Raw genomic sequence first — 17,790 nt, forward strand, 5'->3', positions numbered from 1 at the left:
GCAACAAAATGGGCAGGCATCCAGATCGCTGGGCCATTTTATATGGTTTGTCCGGATGCGGTGATTGCCGAGCTGATGTCCCGTGCGGTCTCCCGCAGCATTTCCAGGTACGGGCCCCTCAGTTCTTCTTTGCTGACGCGGCCAGCATGAGCCGAGCAGTTGATGGCCGCGATGACTTTTCCGTTTACGAGAATCGGAACAGCAATGGAACGCAGTCCTTCCTCCAATTGCTGATCCACCCCGGCCCATCCCCGATTTTTTACTTCTCCTAGCTCTTTTTTCAGAAACTCCCGGTCAGTAATCGTATTTGAAGTGAATCCTTCAAACGGGATGTCCTTCAGAAGTTCTTCCAACTTATCTTCCGGCTGATGGGCCAGAAGGATATGGCCCATTGAGGTGGCATAGGCGGGGAGCCGGGATCCGACATCCAGGTTGATCCGCATGATCCGTTTGGCCTGGACACGGGCTACATACACGATCTCATTTCCGTCCAGGACAGATATAGAACAGGACTCGCCGGTTTTGTCCGTGAATTCCCGCATGAACGGCTGAGCGAGGGCCCAGATATTTTTTGAAGACAAATAAGCGTAGCCGAGGGTGAGCGTGCGTGCGGTAAGTGAGTAGATGCCATTTGCGGATTCCGCAAAACCGAGTGCCTCCAATGTAAGAAGGATGCGCCGCACGGCCGGGCGTGACAGGCTTGTCGCCGCTGCAGCCTGGCTTACCGTGAGCTGCGGGGTTTCGGCTGAAAAAGCCTGTATGACCATTAGCCCACGCTCTAAAGACTGAATATAGTCCTTACTTTCTCTGAAATTTTTAGAATCTTGCATTGACAAAGTAATGTCTCCTTTCTATAATGAAAACAAGTTGTACGACAAACGAAAACATGTACGCAAATCGTACAACAAGTTACTTCTTTTTTCAACCACATTTTTTGTAAACGCTTTATGCAAGCGCTTTTAATGGGTTTGCATCCTGCTAGTGAAATCTTTGTCGCGACCATAGGACCAAAATGCTGATTAAAAAGGAGAGATTTAAATGGCAAATGCAACTGAAACTGCAGTCAACAACCGTGTCGTCGAGGTATACGATCTTTTCGTTAAACACATGAAAGAGTTTTTGGCGGAAGCCAACCTGAACCATGAAGAGTACACGAACTTTGTGAATTGGGCAGACCGTCTCGGACGCTCCGGTGAAATTCCGCTCTACCTTGATGTTTTTGTTGAAACGTATGTCCTGGAAGCAAAGTACAAAGACCTTCCGGGTACGGAGCCATCCCTCCTCGGACCTTACTGGGCCGACGGTTCTCCATTGGTCGAAGGCAAGCCTGCAAAAATCAACATGCGTGATGACGAGCCCGGAGAAAAACTGCGTTTCAAAGGGAATGTTTCCGATGTCAACGGCAAGAAACTTGCCAACGCGAAAGTCGAATGGTGGCAGGATGATGCAAGCGGTTACTACTCCAACTTTGACTCGGACGCTCCGGACTTCAACCTCCGCAGCCATTTCTACACAGACGAAAACGGAGACTTCGAAGTGGAATCGATCCTGCCGATTCCGTACTCGATTCCGACTGACGGGCCGACAGGGGAGTTCACTCGTGCTGCGGGCTACCATTCGTTCCGTCCGGCGCACATCCACATGAAATTCGAGCAGGAAGGCTATGAAACGCTGATCACTCAGGTGTTCTTCGAAGGTGACGAGTGGCTCGAGACAGATGTCGCACGCGGCGTCCGCCAGTCCCTCATGACGAAGCTCGTTGACAAAGGGGATTACAAAGAAGCTGAGCTTGATTTCGTACTCCGCTTCGACAACTAATCAAAACAGGAAAGGGGGACATTCCAGCCGGATGCCCTCTTTCTTTTTAGACTTAACAGTACGCTTAGCGATATAATGTACATTATACGTACGATTAAAAGGGGTGACGGAATGGAATTCTATCAGGTCAATGTAAATGGGAACGCCATCCAAGTGGCTGATCATGCCGGGGAAAAGGGGACCATCATCGCCATCCACGGCCTCACCGGCAATCACCGGAACCTTCAATACTATATCGACCGGTTCAAGGACGATTACCGCATTGTCGCGGTCGATCTCAGGGGACGCGGAAATTCTGCGGCACTGGACCGGGAGCCATCAATCTTCAATCATGCAGAAGATATTGTTGGGCTGATTAAAGAATTGGGGATTGAAAATCCGATTCTGATGGGCTATTCGATGGGAGCATTTATCTCGTCAATCGTGGCCAGCCGCCTGGATTCCGTGAAAGGCGTGATTCTGCTCGACGGCGCTGCGGAAATGTCCGAACACCAGCGTGGCATCGTGGAACCGTCCCTCGGCAGGATCAGCAAGGCGTATGAGTCGCAGGAGGCGTATGTGTCGGAAATCCGGAGAATCTACGGGAACCTCGGAATCACCTGGTCGGACGAGATTGCCAAGACAGCCGCCTATGAGGTTGGCGAGAAGGATGGCCACTGGGAAAACAAGTCTGACGAAGCAGGCATCCGTGCCGATTTCGACAGCTTCTACACATTTGATCCGGAGGAAATCGGTTCGAAGGTCAGCTGCCCGGTGCTGCTTGTCTATGCATCCGGCGCAATCGGCCAGATGCCGCCGCTTTTTCTGGAAGAGCATTACGACAAGACCAAGTCGGCCATCCGGGATCTGGACGTGATCGAGACAGATGCGAATCACTACACACTCGTGTTTGAAGACCGTCCGGAAGTGAATCAGGCTATCAAGACATTTTTGGGGAAATTGGGGAGTGCCTAAGTGCATCCCTTTCTATCGGTTGAAATGGAGGGCTGACCAATGAGTGAAGCACTGGAGTATTTCAAAAAAGTTTATGACACCGTACCGGGCTGGGTTCAGAAGATGCATGACTACAGTCCCGAGGTGCTCGATACATACACCGGCATCCGCGGGGAGATCATGCAGGACGGCGCGCTTTCCCGCAAGGAAAAGGATGTGCTGATTGCCGGCATGAACGCTGCGCGGCTTTATCCCCGGAGCATGGTGTACCACACAAAGGGGGCCGTCGATTTCGGCAGTTCTGTCCCGGAAATCGTGGAGTATTTCCTGACGGCCTTCCTATATAAAGGCGACCGGGCATTTGAAACCGCGATGGAAGCGATCCGTTATGCGCTTGAGCTAAACGGAAAAACCGTTCCGGTAACAGATGGGATGAGTACGGCAAGGCTGCTCCGTGTCGTAATCGGGTGGCTTGAAGGCGAAGATACTTCCTATCTGGAGGAAGTTGCGGCTGTGATTGAAGGCGGCGATTGGCAGGAGATCGAGGAGAAGGTGCTCGAGGACGGACTCGTGCCGGCAAGGCTCAAGCTGCTCAATATGGTCGGAAACCATATTGTTGAACTGGACGGAAATGGTGCGGTGCAGTGGATGGAGCGCGCACGGCAGGCGGGCGCCACGGAGGCGGAACTCGCCGATGTCGGCTACATCTGCATTTTGACTGCGGGAATCCCGGCCTGGTTCGAGTTGAGCGATTCGCTGAAGGCATCGGCAGAAACAAAGTCGGAGGGATAAACGATGACAAAACGAAAGCAAAGCGCGGCAGAAGCGCTTGAAGGTGTGAAGTCCGGGGATACGATCCTTGTTGGCGGATTCGGCCTGATCGGCGCGCCGCTCACGCTTATTGAAGAACTGACCGAGAAGGATGTCAGCGGGCTGACGATCGTCTCCAACAACCTGGGGGAATCGGGCAAGGGCCTCGGCAAGCTGCTGAACCAGGGCAAGATCAAAAAAGGCATCGGTTCGTATTTCACGAGCAACCGGGATGTCGGCGACAAGTACCAGGCGGGCGAGATTGAACTGGAATTGCTGCCCCAGGGAACACTTGCCGAATCGATCCGCGCAGGCGGAGCGGGTCTCGGCGGCTATTACACAACGACCGGCGTCGGAACGGATTTGGCAAAGGGCAAAGAAGAGCGCGAGATTGATGGCGTGCCGTACATTTTCGAGAAGGCGATCCGCGGTGATGTCGCGCTGATCCGCGCACACAAGGCGGACACGCTCGGCAATCTCGTTTATTACAAGACGGCGCGAAACTTCAACCCGCTTATGGCGACGGCTGCCAAGATAGTCATCGTGGAAGTGGATGAAATCGTCGAACCGGGCGAGCTGAATCCGGAAGAAGTTGTCACGCCCCATCTGTTCGTCGATGCCATCATTGAGGCCAAGCAGGTGCTGACGAAGGAAGGAGTGGTGAGCGTATGACGACGATGACAAAACAGGAAATCCAACATATGATTGCCGAGCGCGTGGCTAAGGAACTCAAAGGACCAATGAGCGTGAACCTCGGCATCGGCATTCCGACGCTTGTCGCCGAATACATGGAAGACGACAGCATCCATCTTCATACGGAAAACGGACTGCTCGGCGTCACTGATGTGGAAGAGGAAGATATTGATCCTAACCTCGTGAATGCCGGGAAGCTGCCGGTCGGCGAGGCAGTCGGAGCCGCATATTTCAACAGTTCCGAGTCGTTCGCCATGATCCGCGGCGGCCATGTCGATGCAGCCATCCTCGGCGCACTGCAGGTGGACGAGCACGGCGTGATCGCCAACTGGGCGGTTCCCGGGAAGAACATTATGGGCGTCGGCGGCGCGATGGACCTGCTCGTCGGAGCGAAGAAAGTCTACGTCACGATGACCCACACTTCCAAGGATGGTTCGCCGAAACTTCTTAAAGAATGCACGTATCCGATTACTTCGACTCGAAGTGTGGACATGATCTTCACGGAACTTGCTGTGTTTGAAGTGACGGAAGACAAGCAGCTCCGCCTGGTCGAACTGATGCCGGGTGCGACGATCGAAGAAGTGCGCGAAAAAACGGAAGCAGCATTTATCGAGTAAAGAGGGGGCAGTTGAGATGAACATCCAATCGGTTCATGTGGCCATTCTGGACCTTCCGACGATCCGGCCCCATCAGCTTGCGATGCATACGATCACCGAACAGGCGGTCGTCGTGGCGCGGGTAAGGGATACAGAAGGACGTGAAGGCTGGTCGGAGATCGCGACAATCGGCGGGGCTTCGTACGGCGAGTCCACTCCGGAAGCGATCAAGGCAAATATTGATACGTACATCACGCCGCATGTGATCGGGCAGGACCCGATCCGCTTCGGCAAGATCATGCACGACATTTCGGTGCATGTCCGCGGCAACCTGCACGCGAAGGCGCTTGTCGAGAGTGCGATTGTCGATCTGGCCGCGCGCCAGCGGAACATCCCGGCGTACGAGCTGTTCGGCGGCAAGATCCACGACGGCCTGCCGGTCGCCTGGACACTGGCAAGCGGCGACACCGGCAAGGACATCGAGGAAGCCAAGGAGTATCTGCGTCAAAAACGGCATAACATTTTCAAGCTGAAGATCGGCAAGGGCGATCCGATGAAAAACGTCGGGCATGTCCTTGAAATCCAGAAAGCGGTCGGCGACCGGGCAAGGCTCACGGTCGATGTAAACCAGGCGTGGGATGAAGACACGGCTAACCAATGCATCCCGATCCTCCAGGATGGCGGCATCTCGATGATCGAGCAGCCGCTTCCGGGGTGGAACCATGAAGGGATGGCGCGTCTTGCCGACCGGTATCGGGTACCGATCCTGGCGGACGAAGGCGCGACCTCGATCCAGGAAATCTTCCACATCGCCAAGCACCGCGCCGGCAATTCGATCGCACTCAAGATCGGCAAGACGGGCGGACTCTCTGCAGTCAAGCAGGCAGCCGGCATCGCGGAAGCGGCGGGCCTTGGCCTGTACGGCGGAACGATGATCGAGTCGGACCTCGGAACGGCGATGGCGGTCCAGCTGTATTCGACCATGCCGCCGATGAAGTTCGGCACCGAACTGTTCGGTCCGCTTTTGTTCAAGGATTCCATCACGACGAACGGAATCGAGTTCAAGGATTTCGAAGTCATCGTTCCCGATGGTCCGGGCTTCGGCGTCGATGTCGACCTTGAAAAAGTGGAACATTACTCACGTGAAAAAGGGGTGCTTGCATGAAGAACGCAGTCATCATCGATTCCGTCCGAACGGCGATCGGCAAACTGGGCGGTTCGCTCGGAAATGTGCCGGCGAACTACCTGGCGGCTCACGTCATGGAGGCACTGATCGAGCGGACGGGCATCGATAAAGAGATCGTGGAAGAAGTCATCCTCGGACAGGCCAAGCAGAGCGCGGATGAGTCGAACCTTGCGCGCCTTGCGCTGCTCCGTGCGGGTATTCCGGCAAGCGTGCCGGGTTATACCGTGCACCGCCAGTGCGGTTCGGGCGTCCAGGCGGTCAACTCCGCCGCCCAGCAGATCGGCATGGGTCTGAGCGACGTCATCATCGCAGGCGGCGCGGAATCGATGAGTACCGCGCCGTATTATGTGAGCGGCGTTCGGTTTGGTGTGAAGGCGGGTAACACGATGCTGAAGGATCCGAACACGGAAAGCCAGCCGGGTTCCCAGCCTGTTGAGGAATTTGGGAACCTGAACATGGGCATTACCGCTGAAAATGTCGCGGAGAAGTACGGCATCTCCCGCGAGCAACAGGATGAATTCGCCCTGCTTAGCCAGGAGCGTACCGCGGCGGCGATCCGGGAAGGCCGCTTTGAAGAGCAGATCATCCCGTACGCCGTCCAGGAACGCCGGCAGACGATCGACTTCAAGACGGACGAGCATCCGAGGGAAACGAGCCTCGAAAAGCTTGCCAAACTGAAGCCGGTCTTCAAGGAAGGCGGCACGGTCACCGCGGGCAACGCCAGCGGCCGGAACGACGGCGCCGCAGCGCTGCTCGTCACCAGTGAAGAAGCTGCCGAGCGCCACGGTCTCACACCAAAAGCCCGCATCGTGGCACAGGCATCTTCCGGATGCTCGCCTGATATCATGGGGATGGGCCCGGTCGGGGCGACGCAAAAAGCATTGCGCCAGGCAGGCCTCACGGTCGCGGACCTTGATGTCATCGAACTGAACGAGGCATTCGCTGCCCAGGCGGTTGCCTGCATCAACGAGCTCGGCCTGGATATCGAGAAGGTCAACCCGAACGGCGGCGCCATCGCCCTCGGCCACCCGATCGGCGCGACAGGAGCCATCCTCCTGACGAAGGTGCTGCATGAACTTGAGCGCACCGGCGGCCGCTACGGCCTCGTGACGCTCTGCATCGCAGGCGGCATGGGCATTGCGACGATTGTGGAGAATTTAAGAGCTTAATGAATAGACCAGGTGAGAAAACGGACTGTTTTCTCACCTGGTCTTATTTATTGATGCCGGGTGAGAAAAACTATTTTTCTCGCCCGGCATCATATTTTACATCTGAGATTCACTTGTTGAATCTGATAATATATCTTGCTTTCGCAATGCTGCTATTACATCATCCCGCCCCTGATAAATATGTTCTTCCATTGCCACTCTCGCCCGGTCACTTTCATGGTTTCGGATGGCATTCAGGATGGTCTCGTGGACCTGAAGCGAACGCATTAATTGGTGTTCGTCGTACCAATAAAAGGAGCGGAAAATAATCGGGACAACCACAACCCGTTCGATCATGGATATGAGGTGCTCGTTTCCGGAAGCCAAGAAAATTTCGCTATGGAACTCCTGATTGATCCGTTGGATGTGTTGGATGGTTTCAATGTCCTCCCGGTCAAGGGAGTCAATTGCCTGCCGGTACAATTCGTTTTTATGAGCTATTTTGCCGAGGGCCTCTTCAGTACGGTTCAGAGCGGCTTCTCCGGTTGCGTACCCTTCAAGCAGCGCACGGATATTGTAGATTTGGCGGATGTCTTCAATTGAAAAGGACTTTACGACATAGCCGCGTTTTTTGTATGGCGTGATCAGCCCGTCGACTTCCAGTTGCTTGATCGCTTCGCGGATCGGGGTCCGGCTCACCTGGAGTTCGTCCGCGAGCGCTTTTTCGGTCAGTCGTGTTCCCGGCTTGTAATGGCCGACGATGATGGCGTTTTTTATATAAGTGTATGGATTCATAAGCAGTTCCTTTCTAAGGATTTTACACAGAAGTCTTTTTACCAGTGTAGACGAGCTGCGCTATAAAGGAAATAAGACCTAAGCATTGGCATGCGTGAATGCCGATTTTCCCTTAATTGTATACATTATAATCAATTATTAAAGGAATTCATTAAAATTTAAGAATGTTATTGACCTATTGTATACCATATGATATTTTTTGATAAATTAAATTTATCTGAATGGGGATGGTACCGTGGTTCATTTTCAGGAGAAGCCACTAGAAGCGGATTCCACACAGGAAGGGAATTCTTCTGTGGAAGAGCATAAGCTGCCGCTTGAGGGAATCCGTGTCCTGGAGCTGGGCACCTTGCTGGCCGGTCCGTTTACAGGACGTTTGCTTGGTGACTTTGGGGCTGAGGTGATCAAGATTGAAGCGCCGGATGTTTCCGATCCGCTGAGGAATTGGGGCAAGTCGAAGGAGGGGGTCGGCCTATGGTGGCCGATCCAATCACGGAACAAGAAATCGATCACCTTGAATCTCCGGACGCCTGAAGGTCAGGAGATTCTGAAAGAGCTCGTGGCGGAGGCCGATATCCTGATCGAGAACTTCCGGCCGGGGACGTTCGAGAAATGGGGGCTTTCCTATGAGTCGCTGTCCGAGATCAATCCGAAGCTGATCATGACCCGGACTTCAGGGTTCGGCCAGACGGGCCCCTACCACAAAAAGGCTGGTTTCGGCAGTGTCGGTGAAGCGATGGGCGGTATCCGCTATGTCACCGGTTTCGAAGACAGGGCACCTTCAAGGATCGGGATTTCCATCGGTGATACGCTGGCAGCTTTGTTCGCTACGATCGGCACACTTGTCGCCCTTCAGGAGCGCCATCAGTCAGGCAAAGGGCAGGTTGTCGATACGGCCATCTATGAATCAGTCTTTGCCGTCATGGAGAGCCTCATTCCGGATTATCTCTTGGCAGGCTATATCCGTGAACGGATGGGGAATGTCCTGCCGGGAGTGGCGCCGTCCAATATCTACTTCACGAAAGACAAAACCTATGTCGTCATCGGGGCCAACGCAGACGGCGTGTTCAGGAGACTATGTGAGGCGATGGGACAGCCGGAGCTGGCGGAAGACAAGCGATATGCGACCCACTTGGCTCGAGGTGAAAACCAGAAGCAGCTGGATGCACTGATTGAGGAATGGACGAAGAGCCTGGATGCCAAAGAGATCCTGGCGCTTCTTGAAGAGCATGGCGTGCCGTCCGGACTGATCTATTCCGCGAAGGATATTGTGGAAGACCCGCACTACGCGGCGCGGGAAATGATTATCAAGACCGAGCACCCTACCTTGGGCGAGTTCCCGATGCCGGGCATTGTACCGAAGCTCAGCAGGACGCCAGGGGGAGTCAAGCATGTAGGGGCCGAGTCAGTAGGCAAAGATAATGCGGCAGTCTACGGAAAGCTTTTGGAGTACGACGAAGAGAAGCTGGAAGAACTAAAACAAAAGAATATCATCTGATCGCATAAGGTCGATCTTCAGCCAGATCTGCACCAAGAAAACGGACCGAAGGGTACAGGGGAAAATTCTGATGAGGAGAGAGTATATGAATTCCAAATCTATCAAAGAGCCGATCCGGAAAAAGTGGATCTGGATCGGACTGGTGCTGATCGTTCTGGCAAATGTTCCGTGGTATTTTCCGGTGGGGGACATCTATCCTTTGGTGTTCGGATTGCCATACTGGGCATTGATCATCCTGGTTGCATCACTTGTCCTGAGCGGTTACCTGTATTGGGTCACGATGACGCAGTGGAACCTTGTAGAAGATGAAGAAGAGCAGGAGCAGCGGGAAGGGGGAGCGGCAGAATGACAGAACTCAAGTTTGCTGGCTTGGACGGGGTCATCATCCTCGTCGCCTATGCAGTCATTATGCTTGCGATCGGCTGGTTCGCCGGGCGTTCCGATAAAACGGTCAACCACAGCCTCAGCAACTACTATCTTGCCGGCCGGAACCTCGGGATTGTCGCGCTGTTCTTCACCCTATATGCCACACAGTACAGCGGAAACACGATTGTCGGATATGCGCCGTCGGCTTACCGGACCGGGTTGACCTGGCTGCAGTCGATTTCCTTTATGACCATCATCATCGGGATCTACCTTCTCTTTGCACCGAGGATGTATGTACTGGGCAAAAAGTATAACTTCATCACGCCTTCCGACTGGCTGAGCCATCGCTTCAAATCGAAGCGGGTCACGATCCTGGCGATTTTCCTTATGCTTTGGGGACTGGGCAACTATCTCTTGGAACAACTGGTCGCGATCGGCCATGCAGTCACCAGCCTGACTGGCGGCACAATTCCTTACCAGGTGGCAGTTGTCGGATTCATCCTTGTCATGCTGGCCTATGAGTGGATGGGTGGCATGCGTGCTGTCGCCTTTACCGATGTCATGCAGGGGGTTGTCCTCATGGTCGGGGTGGTCATCTTCCTGATCGGTGCCATTTATTTGGCGGGAGGAAAAATCGGGACGATCACCGAAAGCATCGCGAACGTTGATCCGGGTCTTGTCGGTGTGCCGGACCTCACCACATCAATCAACTGGTTCAGCATGCTGCTTCTGGTCGGGTTCGGAGCGGCCATCTACCCGCATGCGGTCCAGAGGATTTTCGCTTCAAAAAGCGAGCGGACACTGAAAAGGTCGTTTGCCCGCATGGCGTGGATGCCGCCGATTACGACGGGTCTTGTCCTGTTCATCGGCCTGATCGGAATCGTCGTTATTCCAGGCCTGGACACCGCGGGGTCTGAGCAGCTGGTCGGACTTCTGGCTAATGAAATTGCCGGAATCAATGGATTCTTCTACTGGGTGATGATCATCTTCTTCGGTGCCATCGTCGCGGCAATCATCTCCACTGCAGACTCGGTCCTTCTCAGCTTCTCTTCGATCGTCTCGAACGATTTGTACGGAAAATATATCAATCCGACTGCACCTGAAAAGAAGAAACTGATGGTCGGAAAAATCGCAGGCGTTGTCGTGATCTCGCTTCTTCTCTGGATTGCCTGGAATCCTCCGGGCACCCTGTATGAAATCTTCGTTCTGAAGTTCGAGCTGCTCGTGCAGGTGTTCCCGGCATTTGTGCTCGGCATTTACTGGAAGAAGATGTCCTCGAAACCGGTATTCTGGGGAATGCTTCTCGGTGCGGTCGTCGCCGGACTGATGACATGGACAGGCCATAAAACGGTCATGGGCATCCATGGCGGAGTCATCGGGCTGGCACTGAACTTCCTCGTTGCGGTCGTCGGCTCCATCCTCGTCCCTTCAGCTGAAGAAGATGATGAGGAAGTGGCGGCACCGGCTCTAACAAGGATGCCGACCCAGAACTAAGGAGATGAAGGGATGGGATCCCATTCTATTGTGTTAAGGCAATCGTGGACGATGTTGCTATGGTTGCTTGTTGTGCAGATATTAGTGGCATTTGCGGGGCGCAGCATTGCGCCACTCAGTATATTGATCGGATATGACCTGAACCTGACCAACTCGCAGATCGGCATGCTGACGGCTGCCCTCTTTCTCGGGCAGGCGATGATTGCCATTCCATCCGGCTATCTGTCAGACACGGTTTCTTCGAGAACGATGCTCATCCTGGTGGCAACCTGCGTAACCGGAGCGTTTATCGCCATGTCCCTGCTGCCATATTTCGGATTTGTGCTATTGTGCATCACCGTGGCAGGACTGGGATACGGGGCAATGCATCCGACAGCGAACAAGGGGATTTTCTTCTGGTTTCCGGAGAAGCGGGGAATCGCGATGGGGATCAAACAGATGGGTGTGACTTTCGGTTCCGCTCTTGCAGCGATTATCCTGTTGCCGCTCGGTGAGGCATACGGATGGAAAATTTCAATCCTGACTTCGGCTGTCCTGCTGATTACCGGAGGCTTGCTGGCATCCTTTTTCTATAAGGAGCCAGCGGGAATTGGCCGGGTATCCGCGAAGGAACGCGGTTGGAAGAACCTGTTTTCGGGCTTATCGGATGTCGCGAAAAACCGTCCCCTTCTGTTGATCAGTCTCGCCGCAATGGGACTGACCGGAATCCAGATGACCTTCAATACGTATCTGGTCATTTATAGTCATGAATTTATCGGCATCAGCCTGACCGCCGCGGCCGGCTTGTTGGTCATATCAGAGGTGGCCGGTTCGCTTGGCCGGATCGGGTGGGGCATCATCAGTGACACCCTGTTCCAGTCCAGGCGGATCATCATCCTGATCCTGGTCACGCTGATTTCAGCGGTATTCATCACCCTGATCAGCATTTTGCCGGCGGGAACACCTTACTATGTACTGGCCGTTATTGCCGCAGTGCTCGGTTTCTGCATAGCAGGCTATAACGGAATCTGGATGAACAGTGCAACTGAAGTGGTACCAAAGGAACGTGTCGGATTGTCGACAGGGTTTACTCTTACCATCGGGTCATGTGGCGTACTTTTTGTTCCGCCCCTGTTCGGGATGATGGTGGATATCAGCCATTCCTTCCAGTACGCCTGGTGGTTCCTGCTGGCTCTGTTGATGTTGGTGCTGATTTCACTGAAGCTGGCATCGGGAATAGAAAAACAACAAAGACTTAAGGAGGCAGCCCATGCAGATTGATTTGCGAACGCTCGAAACAAAAGACGCTTACAAACTGATGACTGGAGCAGTGGTGCCTAGACCCATCGCCTGGGTATCTACCATTGATACGGATGGGAACCGGAACCTGGCCCCTTTCAGTTTCTTCACGGTGGCATCGAGAAAACCGCCGATGCTTTGTATTTCGATCGGACCCGGAGTAGGGGAAAGAAAAGGGACCGTAAAAGACACGCTCCGGAATATACGGGATACGTCGAAGTATGTGATTAATATCCTTGGCGCTGACCTTGGGGAAGCGATGCATGAGACATCACTGAATCATGCGCCCGAAGTGGATGAATTCGAAATGGCGGGGCTGACTGGCGTGCTCGATACAGTGACCGGTGTACCTAGGGTGGGCGAGGCTCCAATCTCGTTTGAGCTTGAGCTGGACCGGATCATCGATCTCGGGTCGGATCATCTGATTCTCGGAAAAGTAGTGAATTATCATATACAGGAAGAGTACTATGTGGAGCCATATAAAGTGGACCTCGACCGGCTGAATCCGCTTGGCCGGCTTGCGGGCGGTTATGCGGAGATGAAAGAGTTTTATAAATTGCCGAAAGTGAAAGGGGGCGTGCTGAATGGCAAATCCTGAAGCCGTGCTGACTGATGTGACCGGACGGGATGGGTTCCAGATGGAGAAGGAATGGATTCCGACCGACAGGAAAGTGGAAATCCTGAACGGAATCCTCGCATCAGGAGTCAAGCGACTTGAAGCGACTTCATTCGTTTCACCGAAGGCGGTGCCTCAATTAAAGGATGCCAAGGAAGTGCTGGCACGCATTAACCGCGGGGATGCAGAAATTATCGTCCTTGTGCCCAACCTGAAAGGCGCGGAGCTGGCTCGCGAAGCCGGAGCGGACAAGATTAACTTTGTTCTGTCGATCAGCGAAACGCACAACCAGAAAAATGTGCGTAGGACCGTGGGAGAATCCTTGGATCAACTGCAAGAAATTACGAAAGTATTTTCTCCTGACCGCATCGTCCTGAGCCTGGGGACGACATTCGGCTGTCCGTTTGAAGGTTTGTACCCCGTGGAAAAAGTGCAGACAGTCATTGAGAAAGTCGCTGATATGGGCCTGTCCCAGATCACACTCTGTGATACAACGGGAATGGCCAATCCCAAACAAGTGACGGAATTTGTCCGCACACTTTCCGCACGCTTCCCGGAACAGCGGTTCGCATTGCATCTGCATAATACGCGCGGCATGGGTCTTGCCAATCTGGTGGCCGGGTACCAGGAAGGCATCCGGCACTTTGATGCCGCGCTCGGAGGAATCGGCGGCTGCCCGTTTGCTCCGGGAGCAAGCGGCAATGTCGCGCTGGACGATGTCGCCCATATGCTGGAGCTGATGGATGTGGAAACAGGTGTCGACCTGGAAGGGCTGATCGGCACAGCCGGAAGAATGCAGGAGATTCTGGGATATAAACTCCCGGGGCAGGTCATGAAGGCGGGTACGGCGAAGACAGTGCATACGGTTTAAGAGAAAAGCGTCCAATAGGGCGCTTTTATTATCCTATCAAAAGAAGGAGTGACGCCATGAAAGTCGCCATAATCGGAGCGGGTATCGTCGGCGCAAGTGCCGCCTATCATCTGAGCAGGCGGGCGGATGCAGAAGTGATTCTGATCGACAAGGAACAGAAGGGGAAAGCGACATTGGCAGGAGCCGGGATCATCTGTCCCTGGGTTTCTCATGCGGACGACCCGGATTGGTACCGCCTTGCGAAAGAAGGCGCAAAGTTCTATCCTGATTTGATTGGCCGCCTGAAAGGGAACGGAGAGCACCGAACAAGTTACAAGCGGGTCGGCGCGCTTTGTGTGAGTGACCGTCCCGAGAAGCTCGACCAGATCGAAGAAGCAGTCCGGGCCAAGAAGGCGGATGCACCTGAATTGGGAGATGTCCAGCGGCTCGACGCCGAGGAGACCCGTCGCAGGTTCCCTCCATTAAATGAAGAACTCGAATCTGTCTTTGTCTCCGGCGCGGCAAGGATTGACGGCCGGTTGCTGCGCGAGGCGATGGTGAGGGCGGCCGGCAAGAATGGCGCGCGGATCGTGGAAGGGAGAGCGAGTCTCATTTCGGACGGGGGCAAGGTGACAGGCGTGGCCGCCGGTAATGAGATCATCGATGCTGACCAAGTGATCGTAACCGCTGGCGCCTGGGTGCCCGAACTTCTGGAACCGCTCGGTGTCCGGGTGAACGTGCAGCCGCAGCGGGGACAGATTCTTCATATAGATATGCAGGGGGAAAACACTTCCGACTGGCCGGTCGTCCTGCCGCATAGCAGCCACTATATGCTGGCGTTTGATGATTCACGGGTAGTGGCGGGGGCAACAAGGGAGACCGGCTCAGGATTTGATTACCGGCAGACAGTCGGAGGGGTGCATGAAGTCACGGGTGAAGCTCTCCGGATTGCTCCAGGACTCTCGTCGGGAACGCTGAGAGAAGTCCGGATCGGCTTCCGGCCGATGGGCGAGGATTCTCTTCCGCTGCTCGGTAAGTTGGAGGAAATCGGCCAAGTCACAATCGCGACGGGGCTGGGGCCGTCGGGTCTCACGATGGGGCCTTATGTCGGTTATCTGGCGGCCTGTCTTGCTGTGGGGGAGGAGACAGGAATGGATTTAAGTGCCTATCATCCGTTAAGGGGTGCGGCGGTGAAGTGAAGAGGGATTCTATGAGCGAGCGTGAGGGCGGTTCAAACCTGCACGCTCCTTTTTTGTCCGGATATCTAATTGTGAAATGTTATACTGAAAGTGAGTTTATATAGAGGAAGAGGGGCTGTACCATGCTGAAGAAAATCGCTTCCGACGCGCTTGGACTGTCGGACATCGGGAAGATTATCGGGCCTGCGGACTATGACAAGACGGACGCCGATGATTACATCCGTCACGAGGACAACGAGAAAATCTATTTCCTGATCAAGACGAAAGCGGACGAGTACTGCTTCACGAACATTGCGTTCATCCATGTGGACGGAGACACTGCCGTGTCTTCCAAGCGGACGCTTAAGCGTTATGCGTACTCCCAATACAAATTCGCGGATGTTGCGCTGGAGACTGCCGGGAAAGTCGATCTTGATGTAGAAATCAAGTTCACACTGGGCAACCAGGCCTACAGCATCGATGTCGACAAGAAACAGCTGGATCAGCTGAAAGACCTGTACAAAGCGCTTGTCTATATCGCTGAAGTGACGCACGAAAACAGCATTCAGATGGACATGGCCACTCAAAGCCTTGACCGCGCTGTCCAGGTGCTCCACAACGCGCGACCTTCGGATGTTCAGCTTTCCGAACAATACGAGAAGCTGACCGAATTCGGATTTAACTGGATGCAGCAGGCGCGTGCAAAGTACCATGATAAAGATTTCGGAGCGGTGTTTGAGAAATATATTAATAACTGATTGATGGGAGAAGGCGTGGCTGCGCCTTCTCTTTTTTGTTTGGAGTTCGTTTTAGTTGAGCTGTAGAAGTTCTTGTCACAAAAAAGTCTAAATGCCTATTTTAAAATTTAATTTATAATCCCTTTTGACTATTAATATATGGTAGTATTTAAGTATTATGATATATAAAGGGGATAATAGGAATGAGTAAAAAACAAAAACAGAAAAAACCCTTCTATAAAAAGTGGTGGATTTGGGCACTTGCAATTATTATTGTAGTTGCTGTAAACGGCAATAATGATGAAAAAGCGGAGACGAACGAAGAAAGCAAGCCAGTTTCTGCTGAAATGACCGAGAATCCTAAAGAAGTAGAAGAGACAAAAGTAGAAGAGCCAAAAGAAAAAGCTTAGCCTGAGAATGACGTTCCCAAAGAGTATCAATCTGCTCTTGTAAAGGCTGAATCATATGCGAAAACCATGAATATGTCTAAAAACGGTATTTATGATCAATTGACTTCTGAATATGGTGAAAAGTTTTCTGCAGAAGCGGCAGATTATGCAATGAGTAAGCTAGAATTCGATTGGAAAGAAAATGCATTAATAAAGGGTGAATCTTATTCAAATACCATGCACATGTCAAAACAGGGAATCTACGAACAACTTATCTCTGAACATGGTGAGAGATTTACTGAAGACGAGGCACAATACGCAGTTGACAACTTGAAAGCTGATTATAATGAAAATGCCTTAGCAAAAGCTAAAAGTTATCAAGAATCAATGAGCATGTCTCCAGAAGCAATAAGAGATCAGCTAATTTCTCCCCACGGCGAAAAATTCACACAAGAAGAAGCCGATTACGCTATAAACCATTTGGAATAATTAATAGAGAATTCGCCCTCATCCTATTTAGTGGATGAGGGCGAATTCTCGTCTTAGTAAAAGGGTGTAAACCTCTGCTCCCATTGGACACACTGGCTGAAAACAGCCGAGAGGGGCGGTTCCGATGGAGTTTTTTCAACCCCAAGAAACGCTGACCGCCATGCAGTGGGTTTTGAGGGCGATTGTTTCCTATGTCTTTCTGCTGATTGTGGTCAAGGCTATGGGGCAGCGATCAATCTCACAGCTGAGCCTGCTGGATTTTGCAGTCGCGATCACAATCGGGAATATCATCGCGCACCCCCTGTCTGATGAAGGGCTCGGCCTAAAAGGGTCGATGATCACCATGGTTTCGCTTGCTTTCCTCTATTCTGCGAGTGTTTTCGCCGTTCTGAAATCAGGGAGCATTCGAAAATTCGTTCTGCCCCGGCCGCTCCCGCTCGTGGACAAAGGGCAGCTCGTTTATCCGAACCTGAAAAAAGCCCGAATCACCATCGATTATCTGCTTTCCGAGGCGCGGAAGGCGAGGATTGAAGACCTCCGGAAACTGTCGCTGGCGCTATGGGAGCCAGACGGCACAATTTCATTTTTCGAAAGTCCGCAATACCAGGGGCCGACCCGCCAGGGCTTTGACATGATACCTGAGCCGTTTGACCTGCCGGTTGTCGTCATGAGGGAAGGAAAGATCGACCGACAAGCGCTCGGGCAGGCAGGAAAGGATGAAACGTGGTTTTTATCGGTGCTGAAAGAAGAGCACTATGTGCAATTGAAGGATGTCCTGCTTGCGACAGTGGAACGGAGCGGGAAGGTGAAGGTGTTTGTCAGAGGCGGGCAATCAAAGAGTGACCGCTCGTAGAACTAGAAGAAGCTCACATAGAAGCTCGATAAGCGCACATAGAAATGGCCGGAGCGCTCATAG

20 protein-coding genes and 1 pseudogene are annotated in these 17,790 nt (G+C 53.1%); 19 read left to right on the plus strand and 2 right to left on the minus strand.

The window, feature by feature from the left end; translation table 11 throughout:
• Positions 1-38 precede the first annotated feature (38 nt).
• Positions 39-830 carry an IclR family transcriptional regulator domain-containing protein gene (locus AC6CHQ_RS13255; RefSeq protein WP_285858881.1) on the minus strand — a complete coding sequence of 264 codons (792 nt, stop codon included), beginning with the start codon at positions 828-830 and terminating at the stop codon, positions 39-41.
• A gap of 208 nt (positions 831-1,038) precedes the next feature.
• Between AC6CHQ_RS13255 and AC6CHQ_RS13260 the strand changes: the two genes are divergently transcribed.
• From AC6CHQ_RS13260 to AC6CHQ_RS13290, 7 genes are all read left to right on the plus strand, one after another.
• Complete coding sequence (locus AC6CHQ_RS13260) at positions 1,039-1,818, plus strand: dioxygenase family protein (protein ID WP_498081763.1); 780 nt, start codon at positions 1,039-1,041, stop codon at positions 1,816-1,818.
• A 111-nt stretch (positions 1,819-1,929) separates the two neighbouring features.
• Positions 1,930-2,772 carry an alpha/beta fold hydrolase gene (locus tag AC6CHQ_RS13265; protein ID WP_498081764.1) on the plus strand — a complete coding sequence of 281 codons (843 nt, stop codon included), beginning with the start codon at positions 1,930-1,932 and terminating at the stop codon, positions 2,770-2,772.
• Positions 2,773-2,811: 39 nt separating this feature from the next.
• Positions 2,812-3,543, plus strand: coding sequence for a carboxymuconolactone decarboxylase family protein (locus AC6CHQ_RS13270; protein WP_498081765.1), 732 nt, complete (start codon positions 2,812-2,814; stop codon positions 3,541-3,543).
• Between the two features lie 3 nt (positions 3,544-3,546).
• Positions 3,547-4,233: a CoA transferase subunit A gene (locus tag AC6CHQ_RS13275; RefSeq protein ID WP_498081766.1), complete on the plus strand. Its 687-nt coding sequence runs from the start codon at positions 3,547-3,549 to the stop codon at positions 4,231-4,233.
• Positions 4,230-4,871 carry a 3-oxoacid CoA-transferase subunit B gene (locus AC6CHQ_RS13280; protein WP_424236846.1) on the plus strand — a complete coding sequence of 214 codons (642 nt, stop codon included), beginning with the start codon at positions 4,230-4,232 and terminating at the stop codon, positions 4,869-4,871. Before AC6CHQ_RS13275 ends, AC6CHQ_RS13280 begins: the two co-directional genes overlap by 4 nt.
• A gap of 16 nt (positions 4,872-4,887) precedes the next feature.
• Positions 4,888-6,015 (plus strand): muconate cycloisomerase family protein, encoded by a 1,128-nt coding sequence (locus AC6CHQ_RS13285; RefSeq protein ID WP_498081767.1) that lies wholly within the window; start codon positions 4,888-4,890, stop codon positions 6,013-6,015.
• Positions 6,012-7,205, plus strand: coding sequence for a thiolase family protein (locus AC6CHQ_RS13290; protein WP_498081768.1), 1,194 nt, complete (start codon positions 6,012-6,014; stop codon positions 7,203-7,205). Before AC6CHQ_RS13285 ends, AC6CHQ_RS13290 begins: the two co-directional genes overlap by 4 nt.
• A gap of 96 nt (positions 7,206-7,301) precedes the next feature.
• On the opposite strand, the gene AC6CHQ_RS13295 is transcribed toward AC6CHQ_RS13290, so the two are convergent.
• Complete coding sequence (locus AC6CHQ_RS13295) at positions 7,302-7,979, minus strand: GntR family transcriptional regulator (protein WP_498081769.1); 678 nt, start codon at positions 7,977-7,979, stop codon at positions 7,302-7,304.
• Positions 7,980-8,274: 295 nt separating this feature from the next.
• Between AC6CHQ_RS13295 and AC6CHQ_RS13300 the strand changes: the two genes are divergently transcribed.
• The 12 genes and pseudogenes from AC6CHQ_RS13300 to AC6CHQ_RS13355 all read left to right on the plus strand — a co-directional run bounded on the left by AC6CHQ_RS13300 (position 8,275) and on the right by AC6CHQ_RS13355 (position 17,727).
• A complete protein-coding gene (locus AC6CHQ_RS13300) occupies positions 8,275-9,477 on the plus strand; it encodes a CaiB/BaiF CoA transferase family protein (RefSeq protein WP_498081820.1) in 1,203 nt (400 codons plus the stop codon).
• Positions 9,478-9,562: 85 nt separating this feature from the next.
• On the plus strand, positions 9,563-9,826 hold the full coding sequence (locus AC6CHQ_RS13305) for a hypothetical protein (protein ID WP_092049865.1): 264 nt from the start codon (positions 9,563-9,565) through the stop codon (positions 9,824-9,826).
• The gene (locus AC6CHQ_RS13310; RefSeq protein WP_251239202.1) at positions 9,823-11,337 is read left to right on the plus strand and encodes a sodium:solute symporter family protein; all 1,515 of its coding nucleotides are present in this window, start codon (positions 9,823-9,825) and stop codon (positions 11,335-11,337) included. The genes AC6CHQ_RS13305 and AC6CHQ_RS13310 overlap by 4 nt, the downstream gene beginning before the upstream one ends.
• A 12-nt stretch (positions 11,338-11,349) precedes the next feature.
• Entirely contained in the window at positions 11,350-12,597 is a 1,248-nt protein-coding gene (locus AC6CHQ_RS13315) for an MFS transporter (protein ID WP_251239201.1), read from the plus strand.
• Positions 12,587-13,213, plus strand: coding sequence for a flavin reductase family protein (locus AC6CHQ_RS13320; protein ID WP_251239200.1), 627 nt, complete (start codon positions 12,587-12,589; stop codon positions 13,211-13,213). Before AC6CHQ_RS13315 ends, AC6CHQ_RS13320 begins: the two co-directional genes overlap by 11 nt.
• The gene (locus AC6CHQ_RS13325) at positions 13,200-14,102 is read left to right on the plus strand and encodes a hydroxymethylglutaryl-CoA lyase (protein ID WP_498081770.1); all 903 of its coding nucleotides are present in this window, start codon (positions 13,200-13,202) and stop codon (positions 14,100-14,102) included. The genes AC6CHQ_RS13320 and AC6CHQ_RS13325 overlap by 14 nt, the downstream gene beginning before the upstream one ends.
• 56 nt (positions 14,103-14,158) lie before the next feature.
• The gene (locus tag AC6CHQ_RS13330) at positions 14,159-15,280 is read left to right on the plus strand and encodes an NAD(P)/FAD-dependent oxidoreductase (RefSeq protein WP_498081771.1); all 1,122 of its coding nucleotides are present in this window, start codon (positions 14,159-14,161) and stop codon (positions 15,278-15,280) included.
• A gap of 122 nt (positions 15,281-15,402) precedes the next feature.
• Complete coding sequence (locus tag AC6CHQ_RS13335) at positions 15,403-16,017, plus strand: PH domain-containing protein (RefSeq protein WP_498081772.1); 615 nt, start codon at positions 15,403-15,405, stop codon at positions 16,015-16,017.
• A 182-nt stretch (positions 16,018-16,199) separates the two neighbouring features.
• The gene (locus AC6CHQ_RS13340; RefSeq protein WP_498081773.1) at positions 16,200-16,406 is read left to right on the plus strand and encodes a hypothetical protein; all 207 of its coding nucleotides are present in this window, start codon (positions 16,200-16,202) and stop codon (positions 16,404-16,406) included.
• 33 nt (positions 16,407-16,439) lie between these two features.
• Positions 16,440-16,556 (plus strand): annotated as a pseudogene (locus AC6CHQ_RS13345) (Ltp family lipoprotein); the annotation flags it as partial.
• Positions 16,557-16,874 (plus strand): Ltp family lipoprotein, encoded by a 318-nt coding sequence (locus AC6CHQ_RS13350; protein ID WP_498081821.1) that lies wholly within the window; start codon positions 16,557-16,559, stop codon positions 16,872-16,874.
• A gap of 124 nt (positions 16,875-16,998) precedes the next feature.
• Entirely contained in the window at positions 16,999-17,727 is a 729-nt protein-coding gene (locus AC6CHQ_RS13355; RefSeq protein WP_498081774.1) for a YetF domain-containing protein, read from the plus strand.
• Positions 17,728-17,790 lie beyond the last annotated feature (63 nt).

This window comes from Bhargavaea sp. GQ12 (genome assembly GCF_059758705.1).